Here is an 18,925-nt window from a genome sequence, read left to right as displayed (position 1 = left end):
CTAGTAGGATAGGGTTAATTATCGGTTAATCGCCGCCGCCCATCCTGCACCCCACTTGCACAGGGACAAGGCTCCTCCATGCGTCATTTTTTTCTTCTGTTTGCTCTGCTGATTTCCGGTCTGGCTCAGGCCGGAAACAATCCGTTCGAGTCCAAGCCGGACTTTTTACCCGTCGACAAGGCATTCGTACTGACTTCCGAGCGTCTGGATTCAGGCGAAACCCAGCTGTTCTGGCAGATCACCGACGGCTACTACCTCTATCAAAAACGTTTGAAATTCGACGGACTGGCCGCCGATCAGCAGCCGGTGCTGCCTGAAGGCGAATCCCACAGCGATGAGTTCTTCGGCGAGCAGCCGGTCTATCGGCAAGGGCTGGAAGTGAAGATCCCGGCGGCGGCCAGTGGTCAGATCAAGGTCAGTTATCAGGGCTGCGCCGATGCCGGTCTGTGCTACCCACCGCAAACCCGGGTGATCGATCTGGGCGGCAAAGCCGCAGCAACAACGGGCGCTGAAGCGCCGGATCAGGTCTTGGCCAGCAGCCTGCAACAACGGGCGCTGGGCTGGAGCCTGTTGGTGTTCTTCGGTCTTGGTCTGCTGTTGGCGTTCACGCCGTGTTCGCTGCCGATGCTGCCGATTCTGGCCGGCATGATTGTCGGCAGTGGTGCCACGCCTCGGCGCGGGTTTGCCTTGGCAAGCAGCTACGTGATCTGCATGGCGCTGGTCTATGCGGCGATGGGTGTGATTGCAGCGCTGCTCGGTGCAAACCTGCAGGCGTGGTTGCAGAACCCTTGGCTGCTCGGTGCGTTTGCAACGATTTTCGTGGTGCTGGCATTGCCGATGTTCGGCTTCTTCGAGCTGCAACTGCCGGTGGCACTGCGTGATCGACTTGAACATGCGTCGCGCAGCCGCAGCGGCGGCAGCCTGATCGGCGCCGGTGTGCTGGGCGCATTGTCCGGTCTGTTGGTCGGGCCGTGCATGACCGCGCCACTGGCCGGTGCGCTGCTGTACATCGCGCAAAGCGGTAACGCCTTGCACGGTGGTCTGATCCTGTTTGCGCTGGGCATCGGCATCGGTGTGCCGCTGTTGCTGCTGGTCACCGTCGGCAACCGCTTCCTGCCGAAACCCGGCGCATGGATGAATCTGCTCAAGGGCATATTCGGCTTCCTCTTTCTCGCAACCGCATTGCTGATGCTGCGTCCGGTGCTGGATTCGTCGTTGTGGCTGGGTCTGTGTGGCGCGCTGCTGGTGATTGCGGCTTACAGCGCCTGGAAACAATCCGCAGGGTTTGGCCGCGTCGCGCAGATGTTTGGCGCCCTGTCCCTGTTGCTCGGTTTGTGGGGCAGCGTGTTGGTGATCGGTGCGGCGGGCGGCAGCGATGATCCGTATCAGCCGTTGCAGGTCTACAGCGTCGGCCGTGTCGCCAGCGCAGCGCCGACAGGTCACGATGCCTTCACGACGATCAAGGAGCCGGCCGTTCTACAACGTGAACTCGACGCGGCCAAGGCTCAGGGCCAGTGGGTACTGCTCGATTACTACGCCGATTGGTGTGTGTCGTGCAAGGTCATGGAGAAGAAGGTATTCGGCGAGGCCAAAGTCATGCAGGCATTGAGTGATGTGCGCCTGCTGCGCCTGGATGTGACCGCCGACAACGCCGCCAGCCGCGACCTGCTCAGTCGCTACAAAGTGCCGGGGCCGCCGACGTTCATCTGGATCGGCGCTGACGGCGAAGAACGCCGCAGCCAGCGCATCACTGGTGAGGTCGATGCCGACACCTTCCTGCAACGCTGGTCCACTACCCGAGACGCCAACTGATGCTGACGTTCACCCTCGGCACTTTCGCCATCGCGCTCAACCACCTGCTGCTGATCAGTGCTTTGGCGCTGGCGACGTTTGTCGGCTGGCGGGTGGCCAAGCGCGGAGGCGATAACCCCGAGTCGGCGCTGTTCAGCCTGTTCTTGCTGGGCATGCTTGCGGCGCGCATTGCGTTTGTCGCTCTGTACTGGTCGCACTATCGCAATGACCCGTGGCAGATCATCGATCTGCGCGACGGTGGTTTCCTCGCCTGGCCCGGGGTGATCGTTCTGTTGTTGGCGGCGTTGTATCGCGGCTGGCGGCGCCCCGGACTGCGACGCCCGCTGGGCTTCGGCGTGGTCAGTGGCGTAGCGTTCTGGCTGCTTGCCACCCTGTCGCTGAACATCTATGAACAGGGTACGCGGCTGCCGGATATTTCCCTGCGCAACGCCGCCGGGGAAAAGATCAAGCTCAGTGACTATCAGGGCGGCCCGCTGGTGATCAACCTGTGGGCGACCTGGTGCCCGCCGTGCCGGCGAGAAATGCCGGTGCTGGAAAACGCCCAACAGCAGCGACCGGACCTGACCTTCCTGTTCGTCAATCAGGCCGAAAGCATGCAAAGCGTGGCGACATTTCTGGAAACCCAGGGCCTGAGCCTGAACAACGTGCTGTTCGACCGCAATGGCCGTCTCGGTCAGGCCGTGGGTTCCATGGCGTTACCGACTACGCTGTTCTATAGCCCGGACGGTCGCTTGCTGACCAGTCATCTCGGTGAACTGTCGAACGCCAGCCTCGCCCGCGCCCTGGAAACCTTCGACACTTCACCTTCAAGCCCGAATCAGGCCGTTGCCCCGGCCAACTCTGCAAGGAAACTGCCATGCCCCGCCTCCGCCACCTGCTGACGCTGACCCTGGGCACTGCCCTGCTGCACTTGCCGTCGGTGCAGGCTGCTGAAGAACTGCCCGCGGCGATCAAAAAGATTGAAGCCAAGGGCGCGAAAATCGTCGGCCAGTTCGACGCCCCCGATGGCCTGCGCGGGTACGCCGCGCAATACCAGAATCGCGGCATGGCGCTGTACCTGACCCCGGACGGCAAACACGTCGTGGTGGGCAATCTGTACGATGCCGACGGCAAGGACCTGAGCAGCGAACCTTTGCAAAAACTCGTCTACGCGCCGATGTCCAAGGAAGTCTGGGCCAAGTTCGAGGCTAGCAACTGGATTCAGGACGGCAACAAGGACGCGCCGCGCACGGTGTACCTGTTCAGCGACCCGAACTGCCCATACTGCAACATGTTCTGGGAACAGGCACGGCCATGGGTCAAGGCGGGCAAGGTGCAGTTGCGCCACATCATGGTCGGCATCATCCGCGAAGACAGCCCTGGCAAGTCAGCCGCGCTGCTGGCAGCGAAAGACCCGGCCAAGGCCCTGGAAGATCATGAAAAAGCCGGCAAGGGCAGCGCGCTGAAGGCCTTGAAAGACATCCCGGTCGCCGTGCAAACCAAACTCGCGACCAACATGCAGTTGATGGAAGACCTCGAACTGCAGGCCACCCCGGCGATTTTCTACCTGGACGACAAAGGCGAACTGCAACAACAGCAAGGCGCGCCTTCGCCGGACAAGTTGGTGAAGATTCTCGGGCCGAAATAGCCTTCACAAGCACTGACCGGTGCGGGTTGATCAGTACTCACACCGTTCGATAATGTCCTGCAAGTGCTCAGTCTTTCCCTGTTCCGTGAGAAAGGTTGTCACCTCAGCGCACCACGCTTGGTCTGAGGGAATACCGGCCCAAGCGTGCGTCCCCGCCCAATGCCAGGGACGGTCGTCAAACGTATTGATCAGCGCTTGATTGAATGTGTGAACGTTGAACTTGGGATTTTTCGCATTCTGCAATAACAACGAACCGAACACGCGCTGTTGCGTTGCATCGCATGGTTTGATTTGCTGGGCTTTGGTCGAGCTCAGGACAATGAAATCAGGTTTGACACCTTCATCGAGCGCGGCCTGCAATCTGTAATGTCCATCGATGATCACGTAAGAACACAGCCCACCCACATACCAGAGCAGGACCGGCGGCAAGCTGCCCTCCCTGGCTTTTTTGCGCCACCATTTGAGGCGACCTGCCAAAGGGTCCACCGTGTGCAGACCGATCAAGTGCCCCAAATCCCAATCAAGCCAATGCACGGTGTGCGGTTGCACATTGTCGAGAATGCCCTCGCCGCGCGCGTACCAGTTGGGCAAATGACTGGACGCATCGGCCGGGGTGGAAAAATACCAGCCATCCCGACCTGCGACGGGTTTGTATCGGCTAACTGCTGGCAATAAAGGGCGCGCCACCCAGTGGCCGGGATAGAGAAAGTCCGCCTGATTGTTCATCAACTGGTTGATGAAATAGCGACACCAGCGCGGGAAGCGCTCTTGGACGGGTAATTCAAAGTGCTCCTGTACGTCAACCGAACCGATGGGTGGCACGGATGGCGATTCGAGTTGAACGGGCCGCGGATTGCGAACCAGCCAAGCACCGTAATATGAGGTGGCAATGGTCGCCCAGAAGAGTGGGCTTTCATTGAGCATCAACTTCATCCGCCCGTTGTTGCCACTTTGCAGATGAAGCGGCGGTTTGCTTGATTTCGATCGGTTGACCTCAATACTCAATCCAACCCACTTGTCCTCGAGATCCTTGAGGTCACGCCACCAGAACTGTTGCACGTCGTTCCCTTATCAAATGCTTTTATAGATGAATTTCACACTCGCGATTGTATTGTGCCCTGAGAGGCCCTTTCGCGAGCAGGCTCGCTCCCACGGTTGACTGCATTCCCTCAGCAAGAATGCGATTAACTGTGGGAGCGAGCCTGCTCGCGAATGAAGCTCACTCGGTCTTGCGGTTGCGCTCGGCCAGAAACGCCAGCAGCGCCTCAGTGACAAACTCGTGATTCTCCAGATTGGAGATATGCCCCGCCTTCGGTACCAGCACACACGGGCAACCAATCAATTCAGCCATTTCCCGGGCTTCGGAGGGTGGTCGCGGTTTGTCCTGATCGCCGCACAGCACCAGTGTCGACGCCGGGTTCAGCTCGCCCAGGCGTGGCAACAGATCGTCGCGGCCAAACGTGATGCGTCCCATCGGTACAATGCTGTCGCGCAGACGCTCGGGCGAGTAGCCCTGCAGTTTTGCGCGGAAGTCCTGATACAGCGCCGACTGCGGGTCGATGCCCGGGCGGAAGAAGATCGGCACGACGATGTCGAGCAGTTGTTCGGAGATGGTCCCGCTGTCTTCGATCTGCTTGAACAGCGAGAAGTAATACTGCCGGGTCGGTTCCGGCTCGACGCCGACGTAGGTGTCCATCAGCACCAGACCGTTGAGACGTTGCGGTGCGGACAATGCCAAACGCGCGCCCCACATGCCGCCGACCGAAAGCCCGACCAGAGTGACGCGGTCGATGTCCAGATGATCAAGCAAGGCCTGCGCCTGTCGGGCAATGTCATCCAGCGATGTGGTGTCTTCGGGTAACTTGCCGGACTCGCCATGCCCCCAAAGATCCAGGGCCAGGACGCGATAGTGCGCAGTCAGTGCGGCAATCTGCGGCGCCCACATCGCTTGATCCCAGAGATAACTGCCAGCCAGCAACACGGCCGGGCCGGTGCCTTGTTCAATGTAGTGCAGTGCTTGTCCGTCAACCGTGAAAAAGGGCATCGACCACCTCCGCGAGAAAAAACAGAACCGGCAGCCTGAGCTGCCGGTTGTTGATCGTCAAGGATGGAAATGTACGGCAATGTACAGACGCCATTCGCGAGCAGGCTCGCTCCCACAGAGGTTTTGTAAACACCACAGATCCTGTGTGGGAGCGAGCCTGCTCGCGAAGAGGCCGGCCCAGGCGCTGAAGAACTACAACCCCTCCAGCTCCGCCATCAGATCATTCAACCGATCAACTTTCTCCTCTGTAATGTCACTGGCCGCCAGTCCATCAATGTATTCGGCCAGTTCCTCCACCGTGCTGCATTCGAACATCGCGCGCAGCGGCACGTTGCGTTGCAGGGCTTTTTGTACCCGCGATGCAATTTGCGTAGCCAGCAGCGAATGCCCGCCCAGTTCGAAGAAATTGTCGCGCACGCCGACCTTTTCCACTTTCAGCACCTCAGCCCAGATATCAGCCAGGGTCTGCTCCAGTGGATTGCGCGGCGCCAGATAATCCGCACTCTGCAACTGACCGATTTCCAGTGCCGGCAAGGCTTTGCGGTCGAGTTTGCCGTTGGCACTGAGTGGCATTTGCTCCAGCCATAGCCAGTGCAGCGGGACCATGTATTCCGGCAGTTCGGCGCGCAGGCGCTGCTTGATCCGTTCCAGGCGCTCGCCCGGATTGAGCGCTGCATCGGCTGCGACCAGGTAGCCCACCAGATGCTTGCCGTTGACGCCTTCCTGCACACCCACCGCAGCGTCGCGCACTTGCGGTTGTTCGTGCAGGCGCGCTTCGATTTCACCGAGCTCGATGCGGTAACCGCGAATCTTCACTTGATGATCGACGCGGCCGACGTATTCCAGCACGCCGTCGGTGCGGCGCCGAGCCAGATCCCCGGTGCGGTACAGGCGTTCGCCCGGCGCGCCGAACGGGTTCGGCACAAACACCGGCGCGGTGCGCAGCGGATCACTGACATAGCCGCGACCGACGCCGGTACCAGCCACGCATAATTCGCCCACCGCACCGAGCGGCACCAGATCCAGCGCGCCATCGACCAGGTACAGCGAGTTATTGTCGGTCGGCGTGCCGATCGGCAAATAGCTGCCGCGCGTCGACGCCATGTCGACGCGGAAGAACGCCACGTCATCCGAGCATTCCGCCGGGCCGTAAGCATTGACCAGACCAATGTCCGGGTAACGCAGCAGCCATTGATGGGCCAGTTCCGGCGGCATCGCTTCACCGGTCGGCAACATCCAGCGCAAGCCGTCGAGGCTCATGTGATCAGCGGCGAGCATGCCCTGAATCAGCGACGGCACACTTTCCAGCACGGTGATGCCCTGCGCCTGTACATGCGCCAGCAGACCTTGCGGATCGTGGGCAATCGCATTCGGTACGATGTCGACCCGCGCGCCGAACAACGGCGCGGCAAGGAACTGCCAGACGGAAATGTCGAAGCTTTGCGAGGCGGTCTGCCCGATCACATCGGCCTCGCTCAAGTCGAGATAAGGACGTTTGCTCAACTGGTTGTTGAGCATGCCGCGCTGCTCGACCATCACGCCTTTAGGCAGCCCGGTCGAACCCGAGGTGTAGATCACATAGGCGAGATTGTCCGGGCCACTGTGGATGCCAGGATTGTGCGTCGCTGCGGCCGACGCCTGGACCTCTTCCCACACCAACAAGCGCGGACGATTCGAACAGCCAAATTCCTCGAGCAGGGTTTGCGCCTGTTCGCGGCAGGCTGCGCTGCACACCAGCAACGGCGTGCGGCTGAGCTCGATGATGCGGCTCAGGCGCTGGCTCGGCAGGCCCGGATCCAGCGGCAGATAACCAGCGCCGGCCTTGAAGCTGCCGATGATCATGCCGAGCAGGTCGAGATTACGCTCGGCCAGCAGCGCCACCGGTTGATCCATGCGCACACCGGCAGCGACCAGAGCATGGCCGAGGCGGTTAGCGTTGTGGTTCAGTTCGGCATAGCTCAATTGCTGATCGAGGCAACTGGCGGCAATGCGCTGCGGTTGCGCCGCGACCTGCGCTTCGAACAGCGCCACGTAGCTCTGCTCCAGCGGGTAGTCGTGACCACTCTGGTTACAACCGTGCAGGAGGAAATCGCGCTCTTCGTCGCCCAGCAGCGGCAAATCGGCCATGTCGCCATGGAAGCCATCGACCAGCGCCAGCAACAGGCGCTTGAACTCAGCGAGCATGCGCTCGACCGTCGACTCGTCGAAATAACGCTGGTCATACGACAAATGCAGGCCAAGGTCATCGCCCGGGTAGCACACCGCCGTCAGCGGGAAGTTGGTGTGGGTACGGCCGGAATCCGAGGTCGCATTCAAACTCTGCGCACGGTCGAGCACCGAGACTTCCACCGGAGCGTTTTCGAAGACGAAGAGGCTGTCGAACAGCGGCTGGCCTTTGGGCAATTCGCTCTGTTCCTGGATGTTCACCAGCGGCAGGTATTCGTACTCGCGCAGTTGCATGTTGCTGTCGAGCAATGCGCTCAGCCACTGACGCACGCTGCTGCGCTGACCGTCCTCGGGCATCTTCACCCTCAGGGCAATGCTGTTGATGAACAGACCAACAGTGCGCTGCATTTCCGGCATCTCCACCGGGCGCCCGGCCACGGTGACGCCGAAGAGCACGTCGCGATCGCCGCTCAGGCGCCGCAGGACTAACGCCCACGCCGCTTGGGCGAAAGTATTGACGGTCAGTTGATGAGCCTGCGCCAGTTCCCGCAGCCGTGCACCGTCCTCAACATTGAGGCGGGTGTAACGATCACCAACGATCATGCCGCCACTTTCGCCGGCGTGTTCGCGCAGGAACGGCCGGTCGCTCGGGATCGGCGTGGTGCGCTCGAAGCCTTGCAGATTCTGCCGCCACCACTGCCGCGCCTCGGCCAGGCTCTGGCGTTGCAGCCAGCCGATGTAGTCGCGATAACGCGGCGGCACGCTCAACTGTGCTTCGCGTCCTTCACCGAGGGCGGCGTAAATCTCGAAGAAGTCGTTCATCAGCAGCGAACGGCACCAGGCGTCGATGAGGATGTGGTGGTTGCTCATCATGAACCAGTAGCGCGCCGCGCCGACCTTGATCAGGCGCAGGTGGAATGGCGCCTGATTGAGCAGATCAAAACCGGCCTCGCGCTCGATTCTCAGCAGCGCTTGCAGCTGTGGTTCCTGCTCGTTTTCGGCAACGGCGCTCCAGTCCAGATACTCGATCGGCGTACGTCCCGGCGTATGAATCACTTGCAGCATGTCTTCGCCAACGTTCCAGCAGAACGAAGCGCGCAAAGCTTCATGACGGGCGACCACCGCTTGCCAGGCCTGGGCGAAACGCTCGGGGTCGAGCTCGCTGTTGATGCGATAACGATCCTGCATGTAGTACAGACCGGTGCCCGGCTCGAGCAAGGTGTGCAGCAACATGCCTTCCTGCATCGGCGTCAGCGGATAGACATCTTCGATGTGCGCGGCCGGCACCGGCAAGGCGTCGAGTTGTGCCTGAGTTAGTCTCGCCAGCGGGAAGTCCGACGGCGTCAGGCCGCCGGCTTCGTCTTGCAGACAATGGGCGATCAGGCTTTGCAACTCGCCGAGGTAAGCGGCGGCCAGATCGTTAATGGTTTGCGCCTCGTAACGCTCGGCACTGAAAGTCCAGCGCAGCAGCAGTTCACCACCGTAAACCTGACTGTCGACACTCAGCTCGGTGGGCAACGGCGCCTGCGGATCGTGGGCGGCACCGACCGCCTCATCCAGCGGACGGAACAGCGCATCGCTGCCGAAGCTCTGGTCGAACTGGCCGAGGTAATTGAAAGTGACCGGCGCCTGCGGCAGCGCGGCCATGCTTTGGCGGCAGCCTTCATCGGCGAGATAACGCAGCACGCCATAACCGAGACCTTTGTGCGGCACGGCGCGCAATTGCTCTTTGATCGCTTTGATTGAAGCGCCCTGCCCGGCGGCTTCTTCGACATCATGCGGGGTCAGGCGCAGCGGGTAAGCGCTGGTGAACCAACCGACGGTCCGGGTCAGGTCGATCTCGTCGAACAGGGTTTCGCGACCGTGGCCTTCCAGTTGAATCAGAGCAGAAGGCTGACCGCTCCAGCGGCACAGCACACGGGCCAGCGCGGTCAGCAGCAGGTCGTTGACCTGGGTGCGGTAAGCGCTCGGCGCCTGTTGCAACAACTGTCGGGTGCGCTCGGCGTCGAGGCGCACGCTGACGGTTTGCGCATGGCGATTCTGCCTGCCGCCCTGCGGGTTTTCGCAAGGCATATCAGCGCTCGGCCCGGCCAGTTGCGCCTGCCACCAGCTCAATTCCTCACGCAGCGATTCGCTGCCGGCGTAAGCCTGCAAACGCGCGGCCCAGTCCTTGAAGGCGCTGGTTTTCGCCGGCAGTTTCAGCGGCTGCGCAGCGTCGAGCTGGCGATAGGCGGTTTGCAGATCATCCAGCAAAACGCGCCAGGAAACGCCGTCGACCACCAAGTGGTGGATGGCGATGAACAGGCGCTGCTGACCACCCGCAACATCGACCAGCACTGCGCGCAGTAATGGGCCGTTGTGCAGATGCAGACTGCGTTGCGCGTCGGCGAACAGAGATTCGCACCGATCCAGCGAATCGACGCTGACTTGCCAGAGCACATCCTCATTCGTCAGCGCTTGATGCGTCGCTTGCCATGCATCATCGGTTTCAGTGAAACGCAGACGCAGCGCATCGTGCTGCTCGATCACGGCCAGCAAAGCTTGCTGCAATCGTTGCGGCTCGAGGCGCGCAGTCGGTTCCAGCAACAGCGCCTGATTCCAGTGCTGGCGCTGGGGAATGTCCGTATCAAAGAACCAGTGCTGAATCGGCGTCAGACGCGACTCGCCGACCACCAGGCCTTGCTCGGCTGTCACTTGCTGGGTGCGACTGGCAACGGCGGCGAGCGTCTGCACAGTCTGATGCTGGAACAGGTCGCGCGGGCTGAAGTGGATGCCCTGCTGACGCGCGCGGCTGACCACTTGAATCGACAGAATCGAGTCGCCGCCGAGTTCGAAGAAGTTGTCGTTGAGGCCGACCTGCCTGACGTTGAGCACATCGCACCAGATCTGCGCCAGGGTCTGCTCCAGCTCATTGCTTGGCGCGACATAGTCCTGACGATTGAGCTGCGGATCCGGCGCCGGCAAGGCGCGACGGTCGAGTTTGCCGTTGGCGGTGAGTGGCATGCTTGCCAGCAGCATCAGGTGGGTCGGCACCATGTAGTCCGGCAGTTGCGCCTTGAGGTGCGACTTGAGCGCTTCGCGCAGTTCAGCCTGTTGCGCTTCGCTCTGGTCGGCGACCTCCGTAACGAGGTAACCCACCAACTGCTTGCCACTCGGCGCATCCAGCGCCAGCACCACTGCTTCGCGGATCGAAGGGTGATCGAGCAGGCGCGTTTCGATCTCGCCCAGTTCGATGCGGAAACCGCGGATTTTCACTTGATGGTCGATCCGCCCCAGATACTCGACCAGACCATCGGCACGCTGGCGCACCAAGTCGCCGGTGCGGTACATGCGTCCGCCATCAGCGGCAAACGGGTCAGCGACAAAACGCTCGGCGCTGATGCCCGGGCGGTCGTGATAGGCCTGAGCCAGACCGGCGCCGCCGACAAACAATTCACCAGTCGCGCCTTGCGGCACCAAGGCCAGATCGGCGTCGAGAATGTAGGCGACTCGCGCCCCGATCACACTGCCGATCGGCACACTGCCGGCGCCCTCTTCCAGTACCTGCGGCGCCAGACTGGCCAGCGGCATGACCACGGTTTCAGTCGGGCCGTAGGCGTTGAAGAACAGCGCTGGCTGGAACGCCGCGCGGATGCGCTGCAGATGCTCGCCAGTCAGCGCTTCACCGCCGGTGATGATCATGCGCACCGGCAGGACGTCATTCTGCGTGGCAAGGAACTGCGCCAACTGGCTGCCGTAGCTCGGCGTGAAGCCGAGGACGTTGATCCGATGCCTGCGAATCAAGCCGCAGATTTCTTCCGCGTCCCACTGCCCTTGCGCCCGCAGCACCACCTGCGCACCGCTGAACAGCGGCACCAGCAAACGTTCGGTGGCGGCGTCGAAGTTGATCGAATAGAAATGCAGTTCACAGTCGTCCGGGCGCATGCCGAAGCGTTCGATCACGGCCTGACAGTGCATGGCAATTTCGCCGTGGGAGACCACCACGCCTTTCGGTTTGCCGGTCGAGCCCGAGGTGTAAATCAAGTAGGCCTGATGTTGCGGCAGGCTGATAAACGGCAACTCGCTGGCCGGGAAGCTGGCCAACGCTGCACTGTCATCTTCCAGGCACCAGCGCGCCACGCTTGGCGGCAACTCACCGAGGGCTTCGAACATCGCCCGATCGCTGAGTAGCAAGCCGATACGACTGTCTTCGATCATGTAGTGCAAACGATCCAGCGGGTATTCCGGATCCAGCGGCACATAAGCGCCGCCCGCCTTGAGAATCGCCAGCAGGCCGATCACCATTTCCAGCGAACGCTCCAGCGCCAGACCGACCCGCACTTGCGGGCCGACGCCGCGCTCACGCAGCGCCCAGGCCAGACGATTGGCCCGGGCATCGAGTTCGGCGTAGCTCAGGGTCTGCCCGGCGAAGGTCAGCGCCGGCGCGTCTTTGCGCGCCAGTGCCTGTTCGGCAAACAGATGATGGATGCACTGGTCGAGACGATGTTCGCCCGGCTCGACGCCAAGGCTGTCGAGCAGGTGCTGTTGCTCGGTGTTGTCGAGCAACGGCAGTTCGCTGAGGCGTTGCTGCGGATCAGCGATCAACGCTTCAAGCAGGTTGCGCCAATGCCTGGCCATGCGTTCGATGGTCGGTTCGTCGAACAGATCGGTGCTGTAAGTCAGGCAGCAGCCGAGGCGATGGTCGAGGTCGGTGACTTCCAGATTGAGATCGAACTTGGTCGCCCGCGCATCGTTGGCCAGATACTCGACTGTCATCCCAGCGAGCGTGCGGCTCTGCTGGAATTCCCAGCGCTGCACGTTGCACATCACCTGGAACAGCGGGTTGTAAGCCGCGCTGCGTGGCGGCTGCAAGGCTTCGACCAGATGATCGAACGGCAGATCCTGATGGGACTGGCCTTCGATCACGGTGTGGCGCACCTGCTCGAACAGTTCGCCGACCGACATCTGCTCATCGAGCTGGCAACGCAGCACCTGGGTGTTGAGAAACGCACCGATCAGCCCTTCGCTTTCCGGGCGGATGCGGTTGGCCACCGGCGCGCCGATGCGCAGGTCGGTCTGGCCGCTGTAGCGGTAGAGCAATGTGGCGAGCGCGGCGGTCATGGTCATGAACAGGGTCAGACCGTTTTGCGCATTGAACGCCCGCACCCGCGCAGCGAGATCGTCGCTCAGATCGAAACGGAACAGCTCGCCCTGATGGCTCTGCACCGGTGGACGCGGACGGTCGCCGGGCAGTTCCAGCAGCGGATGTTCGCGACCGAGTTGCGCGGTCCAGTAATCGAGCTGGCGCTGGCGCTCGCCGGACTCCAGCCACTGACGCTGCCAGACGCTGTAGTCGAGGTATTGCACCGGCAGCGGCGCGAGCGGTGATTCGCGCTCATCGACGAACGCTTCGTACAGCGCACTGAGTTCACGGGCAAAGATGTCCATTGCCCAGCCTTCGGTGACGATGTGGTGCAAGGTCAGGACGAAGTAATGCTCGTGCTCAGCGGTCTTGACCAGACAGGCACGCAGCAACGGACCAGTTTCCAGATCGAACGGCTGGTGCGCTTCTGCGTCAGCCAGTTGTTGCACTTGTTGCTCGCGCAGCTGCGCCGGCAGGCTGGAAAAATCCTTCCAGCCCATGCGCACACCGGTCTCGGCATGCACCTGTTGGCGGGCGACGCCATCGACACTTGGGAATGTGGTGCGCAAGGTTTCGTGGCGCAGGATCAGCGCCTGCAACGCGGCCTCGAAATGCTCGACATGCAGCACGCCGCGCAAGCGCGCCATACCGCCGACGTTGTACGCCGGGCTGTCCGGTTCCATCTGCCAGAGGAACCACATGCGCTGTTGCGAATAGGACAACGGCACCGCTTGGCTGCGGTCGATTTTTGCAATCGGCAACTGTTGATTGGTGCGACCGCTGACCTGGATCAGGCGAATCTGTTCGGCGTAATCGCCCAGTTCGCTGTGCTCGAACAAGGTGCGCAGCGGCAGCTCCACGTCACAGGCCTGACGTGTGCGTGAAATGATTTGCGTGGCCAGCAGCGAGTGACCGCCGAGGGCGAAGAAATCATCACGCAGGCCGACCTGGCTCAGGCCGAGCACCTCGCGCCAGATGCCGGCGATCTGTTGCTCCAGCTCAGTGACCGGTTCGATGTGTTCACGCACTTGCCATTGCGGCTCGGGCAAGGCGCGGCGGTCGAGTTTGCCGCTGGGGCTGAGCGGCATCGCGTCGAGGCGCAGCAGTTGCGCCGGGACCATGTAATCCGGCAGCTCAGCGGCCAAAGCGTTCTTCAGCCGAGCGATTTGTTGGTCGGCATTTTCCTGCGTATCGCTCGCCGTGAAGTAGCCGATCAGTTGCCCACCGGCAGCGGTTTCGCGCACCAGTACCACGGCCTGGGCGACGCCATTTTGCGCCAGCAGTCGCGCCTGGATTTCTTCCGGCTCAACGCGAAAGCCACGCAGCTTGACCTGCTGATCGAGACGGCCGAGGTATTCGATCACGCCATCCGAGGACCAACGCGCACGGTCGCCGGTGCGGTACAAACGGGCGCCCTGCTCGCCCAGTGGATCGACGACAAAACGCTCGGCGGTCAACGCTGGACGACCAAGGTAACCGCGAGCCAGACCAAGACCGCTGATGCACAGTTCACCCGCGACACCCGCCGGCACTGGATTGAGATCGGCATCAAGGATGCGGCAGACCACATTGCCCAGCGGCCGGCCAATCGGTGAGCGCTCGCCATCGGCAGTTGTGCAGTGCCAATGGGTGACGTTGATCGCGGTTTCCGTCGGCCCGTAGCGGTTGTGTAACTGCACCGCTGGCAATTGCGCCAGTACCCGGTTGCGCAACTCGGCGGGCAAGGCTTCACCGCCGGAAAACACCCGGCGCAGGCTGGTGCACTCGGCACTCAGCGGCTCGTCGATGAACAGCGCCAGCAGCGGCGGCACGAAGTGCAGCGTGGTCACGCCGTGCTTCTGGATCAGTTGCGCAATGCGATGCGGGTCACGGTGCTCGCCGGGGGCGGCAAGCAGCAGACGCGCGCCAGTGATCAGCGGCCAGAAGCATTCCCACACCGAGACGTCGAAACTGATCGGCGCTTTTTGCATCAGCACGTCGGTTTCGTCGAGGCGGTAAGTGTCCTGCATCCATTGCAGGCGCTCGGCCAGCGCGGCGTGGGTGTTGCCGACGCCTTTCGGTTGCCCGGTGGAACCCGAGGTGTAAATCACGTAGGCGAGGTTATCGCCGTGCAGTCGCAGGCCCGGTGCCTGGCTCGGCCATTTATCCAGGTGCAGCGCATCCATGGCGATCACGCTGACACCGTCGCTGGCCGGCAAACGCTCGAGCAATTGCGTCTGGGTCAGGAGCAATTCAACGCCGCTGTCACTGAGCATGTAGGCGAGGCGTTCGGCCGGATAATCTGGATCAAGCGGCACATAGGCGCCGCCGGCCTTGATGATCGCCAGCAGACCGATCAGCAGTTGCGGCGAACGCTCGGCGGCAATGGCCACGCACACGTCCGGGCCAACGCCTTTGTCGCGCAGGTAATGGGCGAGGCGGTTGGCTTGCGCGTGCAGCTCGGCAAAATCCAGACTACCGCCGTCCCACACCAGCGCGGTGCGTTGCGGGGTGTTGCGCAATTGTTGCTCGAGCAGTTCCGGCAGCCAGTGTTGCGCCGGGGTGCACGGAGCAACGCTCCAGTCCTTCTGCTGACTCTGCTCGCTGGCGGTCAGCAAGCACAGATCGCCGATGGCCTGCTTTGGCTGTTCGCAGACCTCGCTGAGCAGATTATGGAAATGCTCGGCCAGACGCTCGATGGTCGTGGCATCGAACAGTTCGCTGGCGTAGTCGAACGCCAAGCTCAGACGCCCGTTGCGATCCTCTTCGCTGTGCAATTGCAGATCGAACTTGGCCTCGCGGCTGTGCCACGGCAGTTCTTCGGCGAGCAGACCCGGCAGGCGCTTGAGTGCACTGAGGTCGCGCTGCTGATGGTTGAACATGACCTGGAACAGTCCCTGTTCGCGGGCCTGCGGGAAAGCTTCGAGCAGTTGTTCGAAGGGCAGATCCTGATGTGCCTGGGCGCCGAGTGCGGCTTGGCGGGTCTGGTTCAGCAACTCGGCAAATGTCAGGCGCGAATCGATTTGCGCACGCAACACCTGGGTATTGATGAAGAAGCCGATCAGGCTTTGGGTTTCCAGGCGCGGACGGTTGGCGTTGGGCACGCCGATGCGAATGTCGCGCTGACCGCTGTAGCGGTGCAGCAAACTTTGCAAGGCAGCGAGCAGAAGCATGAACGGCGTGGCTTCGTGGGCCTGCGCAGTCTGACGGATCGCCTCGCTGAGTTTGCTACTCAAGCGCACGCTGTAGCGTGCGGCGCTGTGGTTGTGTCTGGCCGAGCGCGGGTGATCGGTGGCCAGTTCCAGTGGCGGATGCTCTTCGCCCAACTGCGCTTTCCAGTACGCCAGTTGCCGCTCGCCCTCGCCTTGCGCCAGCCATTGCCGCTGCCAGTTGCCGTAATCGGCGTATTGCGTGGGCAGCGCTGCCAGCGTCGCCGTTGCACCTTGGGTAGCGGCGGCATAGAGACGCGAGAATTCGTCGAGCAGGATATTCAGCGACCAGCCGTCAGCGATGATGTGGTGCAGGGTCACCAGCAGTTGATGTTCTTCGTCATCGAGACGCACCAGTGTCACCGCCAGCAACAGGCCTTTTTCCAGATCGAACCGAGTGCGCGCCTCGTCTTCGCGAATCTGCTCGGCACGGGCTTCACGCTCGGGCGCTGGCAGGTCGCTGATGTCGACCAGTTGCAGGTTGAATTCGGCAGCGGCAAGCACTTGCTGCAATGCCACGCCGTCGCGCTCGAAGAAACGTGTGCGCAAGGATTCGTGGCGTTCGATCAGTTGCTGGAAGCTGTTGCGCAAGGCGTCTTCGTCGAGTTCACCACGCAGGCGCAGGCCGCCGGGAATGTTGTAGGCGCTGCTCTGTGGATCGAGTTGCCAAGTGATCCACAGACGGTTTTGTGCCAGCGACTGCGGCATCGGCTCGCTGCGCGACAAGGTGCTGATCGGACCTTGAGCGCTGCCGCCGTCCTGTTTTAGCTGCGCCACAGCGGCGGCGAAGGCAGACAGGGTTGGCGCTTCGAACAGCAGGCGCAGGCTCAGCTCGACACCGAGTGCTTCGCGAACCCGCGCCACTACTTGCGTGGCAGCGATCGAGTTGCCGCCGAGCAGAAAGAAATGGTCGTCGCCACTGACCTGCTTGACGTTGAGTTGCTCGGCCCAGATTTGCCCGATCAACGCTTCAAGGTCCGAAGTGCTGCTGGTCGCGTTTTCCGTTGCGGCTGTGATCGAAGGGAACAGCGCGTAACTGTCGAGGCTGCCATCAGCCAGACGATTGCGGCACGCCGAGCGCTGCAGTTTGCCGCTGGAGGTTTTCGGCAACGCGCCCGGATTGAGCAGCACCACCACGCTTGGCGCCTCCTGATACGCCTCGGCCACGGCTTGGCGAATGGCTTTGATCAGCGCATCTGGCGCAAGGATTTTCTGCACGCTGCGGCTTATTTCCGCAGCGATGCCGATGCCCTCTTCGCCGTCGTGAGTGACCGCGAACGCCGCCACGCGGCCCTTGCGCACCACTTCGACTTCGCGCTCGACAGTCTGCTCGATGTCCTGCGGGTAGAGGTTATGGCCACGGACGATGAGCATGTCTTTCAGGCGCCCGGTGACGAACAGTTCGCCGTCACGGATAAAACCCAGGTCGCCGGTGCGCAACCAGGTGCGGCCGGCGTGCTGGACAAAAGTCTTGGCGCTGGCTTCGGGGTTGCGCCAGTAACCGTGGGCGATGCTCGGGCCGGCGGCCAAGACTTCGCCGACAGCGTTATCGGCGAGTTCTTCGAGGGTATTCGGTTCGACGATCAGCACCGCGTGCTCAGGCTGGCTGATGCCGCAGCTCATGATCGCGCTGCCATCGCCCGGCTCGGCGCGGTTTTGCGCCAGCGCCTGATCGTCCACGCGCAGCGCCGGGATGCCGGTGCCGCGCGGTGTGCCAGCGACAAACAGGGTCGCCTCGGCCAGACCGTACGAGGCCATGAAACTGTTGTCGCTGAAACCGCAAGCAGCGAATTTTTCCGCGAAGCGCTCGAGGGTATCGAGACGGATCGGCTCGGAGCCGGAATAGGCCACGCGCCAACGGCTCAGATCGAGGCGCTCAAGGGCCGACTCGCTGACCCGTTCACTGCACAAGCGGTAGGCGAAATCCGGCCCGCCGCTGATGGTGCCGCCGTATTCGGCGATCGCTTCCAGCCAGCGCAATGGCCGGCCGAGGAAGTAGGCCGGCGACATCAGAATGCACGGCACGCCGCTGAAAATCGGCTGCAACAGACCGCCGATCAGCCCCATGTCGTGGTACAGCGGCAACCAACTGACGATGACATCGTCCGGATTAACGTCGATGCCGAAACCATGACGGATCAGCAGTTCATTGGCGACCAGGTTGCCATGGCTGACCTGCACACCCTTGGGCAACGCGGTGGAGCCGGAGGTGTATTGCAGGAAGGCGATGTGCTCGGCTGGCAGGCTCGGTTCAACCCACTGTTCGGCCAGTGCGCTGTCGAGGGTGTCGACACACAACAGCGGCGGTGCGCCGTCGATTTGCTGCAAGGCATCGCGCAGATCGGCGCTGGTCAGCAACAGCTTGGGCTCGGCGTCGGCGATGATCGACAGCAAACGCTCCTGGTGATGACGACGCGCGGACTCCGGCGGATAGGCCGGCACCGCGATCACACCGGCATACAGGCAGCCGAAAAACGCCGCGACGTAATCCGCGCCACTGGGAAACAGCAACACCGCACGCTCACCGAAACCGGCCTCGGCCTGCAACGCGGCGGCAATGGTGCGCGCCCTTTGATCCAGTTCGCGATAGCTGAGCACCACAGCCTGATCGGCGTTTTCGGCGAGAAAACGCAAGGCCAGTCGGTCCGGCGTCAGGGCCGCGCGACGCTTGAGGGCATGGACCAGGGTGCTGGGGAGTTCGAACGCGTCGGTCATGAGGTTTCCTGCCTGAATTCGGCTTGCAAGTGGAATCGGGTAGCTGCGTCACACCTGTCGAGAGGCGTGCGGGGCGCGGTCTGTGCCGACCGCGCGAGGCATCGAAATGCGCTGGGGCCGGGGATCTGCACCCGGCACCATTCACCAATGAGAACGGATGACCTGGGGAAATAATTAGTCGGCAGGCGCGACGTCCAGCAGGGCTGGGGTGCGGCGGCGTGTCGCAGTTCGCAAAACACATCGCCTTACAG

The 18,925-nt window shown here is 62.1% G+C and carries 6 protein-coding genes; 3 read left to right on the top strand and 3 right to left on the bottom strand.

The genetic code is table 11. The annotated features are described in order from the left end of the window. The first annotated feature begins 78 nt into the window (after positions 1-78). From dsbD to dsbG, 3 genes are read left to right on the top strand one after another with little or no spacing between them, the layout of a single operon-like run. Positions 79-1,812 (top strand): protein-disulfide reductase DsbD, encoded by a 1,734-nt coding sequence (gene dsbD, locus ACMYUN_RS23650; protein ID WP_415761910.1) that lies wholly within the window; start codon positions 79-81, stop codon positions 1,810-1,812. Then, positions 1,812-2,693, top strand: coding sequence for a TlpA disulfide reductase family protein (locus ACMYUN_RS23645; protein WP_039759818.1), 882 nt, complete (start codon positions 1,812-1,814; stop codon positions 2,691-2,693). Before dsbD ends, ACMYUN_RS23645 begins: the two co-directional genes overlap by 1 nt. After that, entirely contained in the window at positions 2,669-3,439 is a 771-nt protein-coding gene (dsbG, locus tag ACMYUN_RS23640; protein ID WP_039759820.1) for a thiol:disulfide interchange protein DsbG, read from the top strand. Before ACMYUN_RS23645 ends, dsbG begins: the two co-directional genes overlap by 25 nt. Positions 3,440-3,469: 30 nt before the next feature. Here dsbG and ACMYUN_RS23635 read toward each other — a convergent pair whose 3' ends face one another. The 3 genes from ACMYUN_RS23635 to ACMYUN_RS23625 form a co-directional block, all read right to left on the bottom strand. Further along, the gene (locus ACMYUN_RS23635) at positions 3,470-4,498 is read right to left on the bottom strand and encodes a ParB/Srx family N-terminal domain-containing protein (protein ID WP_415761909.1); all 1,029 of its coding nucleotides are present in this window, start codon (positions 4,496-4,498) and stop codon (positions 3,470-3,472) included. Positions 4,499-4,658: 160 nt separating this feature from the next. Then, complete coding sequence (locus tag ACMYUN_RS23630) at positions 4,659-5,483, bottom strand: alpha/beta fold hydrolase (protein ID WP_415761908.1); 825 nt, start codon at positions 5,481-5,483, stop codon at positions 4,659-4,661. Positions 5,484-5,675: 192 nt separating this feature from the next. Further along, positions 5,676-18,674, bottom strand: a complete 12,999-nt coding sequence (locus tag ACMYUN_RS23625) for a non-ribosomal peptide synthetase (RefSeq protein ID WP_415761907.1) — start codon at positions 18,672-18,674, stop codon at positions 5,676-5,678. Positions 18,675-18,925 lie beyond the last annotated feature (251 nt).

Source organism: Pseudomonas sp. CP4 (assembly GCF_047758505.1).
Lineage (GTDB): Bacteria > Pseudomonadota > Gammaproteobacteria > Pseudomonadales > Pseudomonadaceae > Aquipseudomonas > Aquipseudomonas fluorescens_AO.
The sequence above is the reverse complement of the archived record's forward strand: the minus strand, read 5'-3'. Positions and strand labels throughout refer to the sequence as shown.

Bases quoted from the DNA above. Each gene is read 5' to 3' on its own strand.
- dsbD (WP_415761910.1), top strand. From the start codon at position 79: ATGCGTCATTTTTTTCTTCTGTTTGCTCTGCTGATTTCCGGTCTGGCT.
- ACMYUN_RS23645 (WP_039759818.1), top strand. From the start codon at position 1,812: ATGCTGACGTTCACCCTCGGCACTTTCGCCATCGCGCTCAACCACCTG.
- dsbG (WP_039759820.1), top strand. From the start codon at position 2,669: ATGCCCCGCCTCCGCCACCTGCTGACGCTGACCCTGGGCACTGCCCTG.
- ACMYUN_RS23630 (WP_415761908.1), bottom strand. From the start codon at position 5,483: ATGCCCTTTTTCACGGTTGACGGACAAGCACTGCACTACATTGAACAA.
- ACMYUN_RS23625 (WP_415761907.1), bottom strand. From the start codon at position 18,674: ATGACCGACGCGTTCGAACTCCCCAGCACCCTGGTCCATGCCCTCAAG.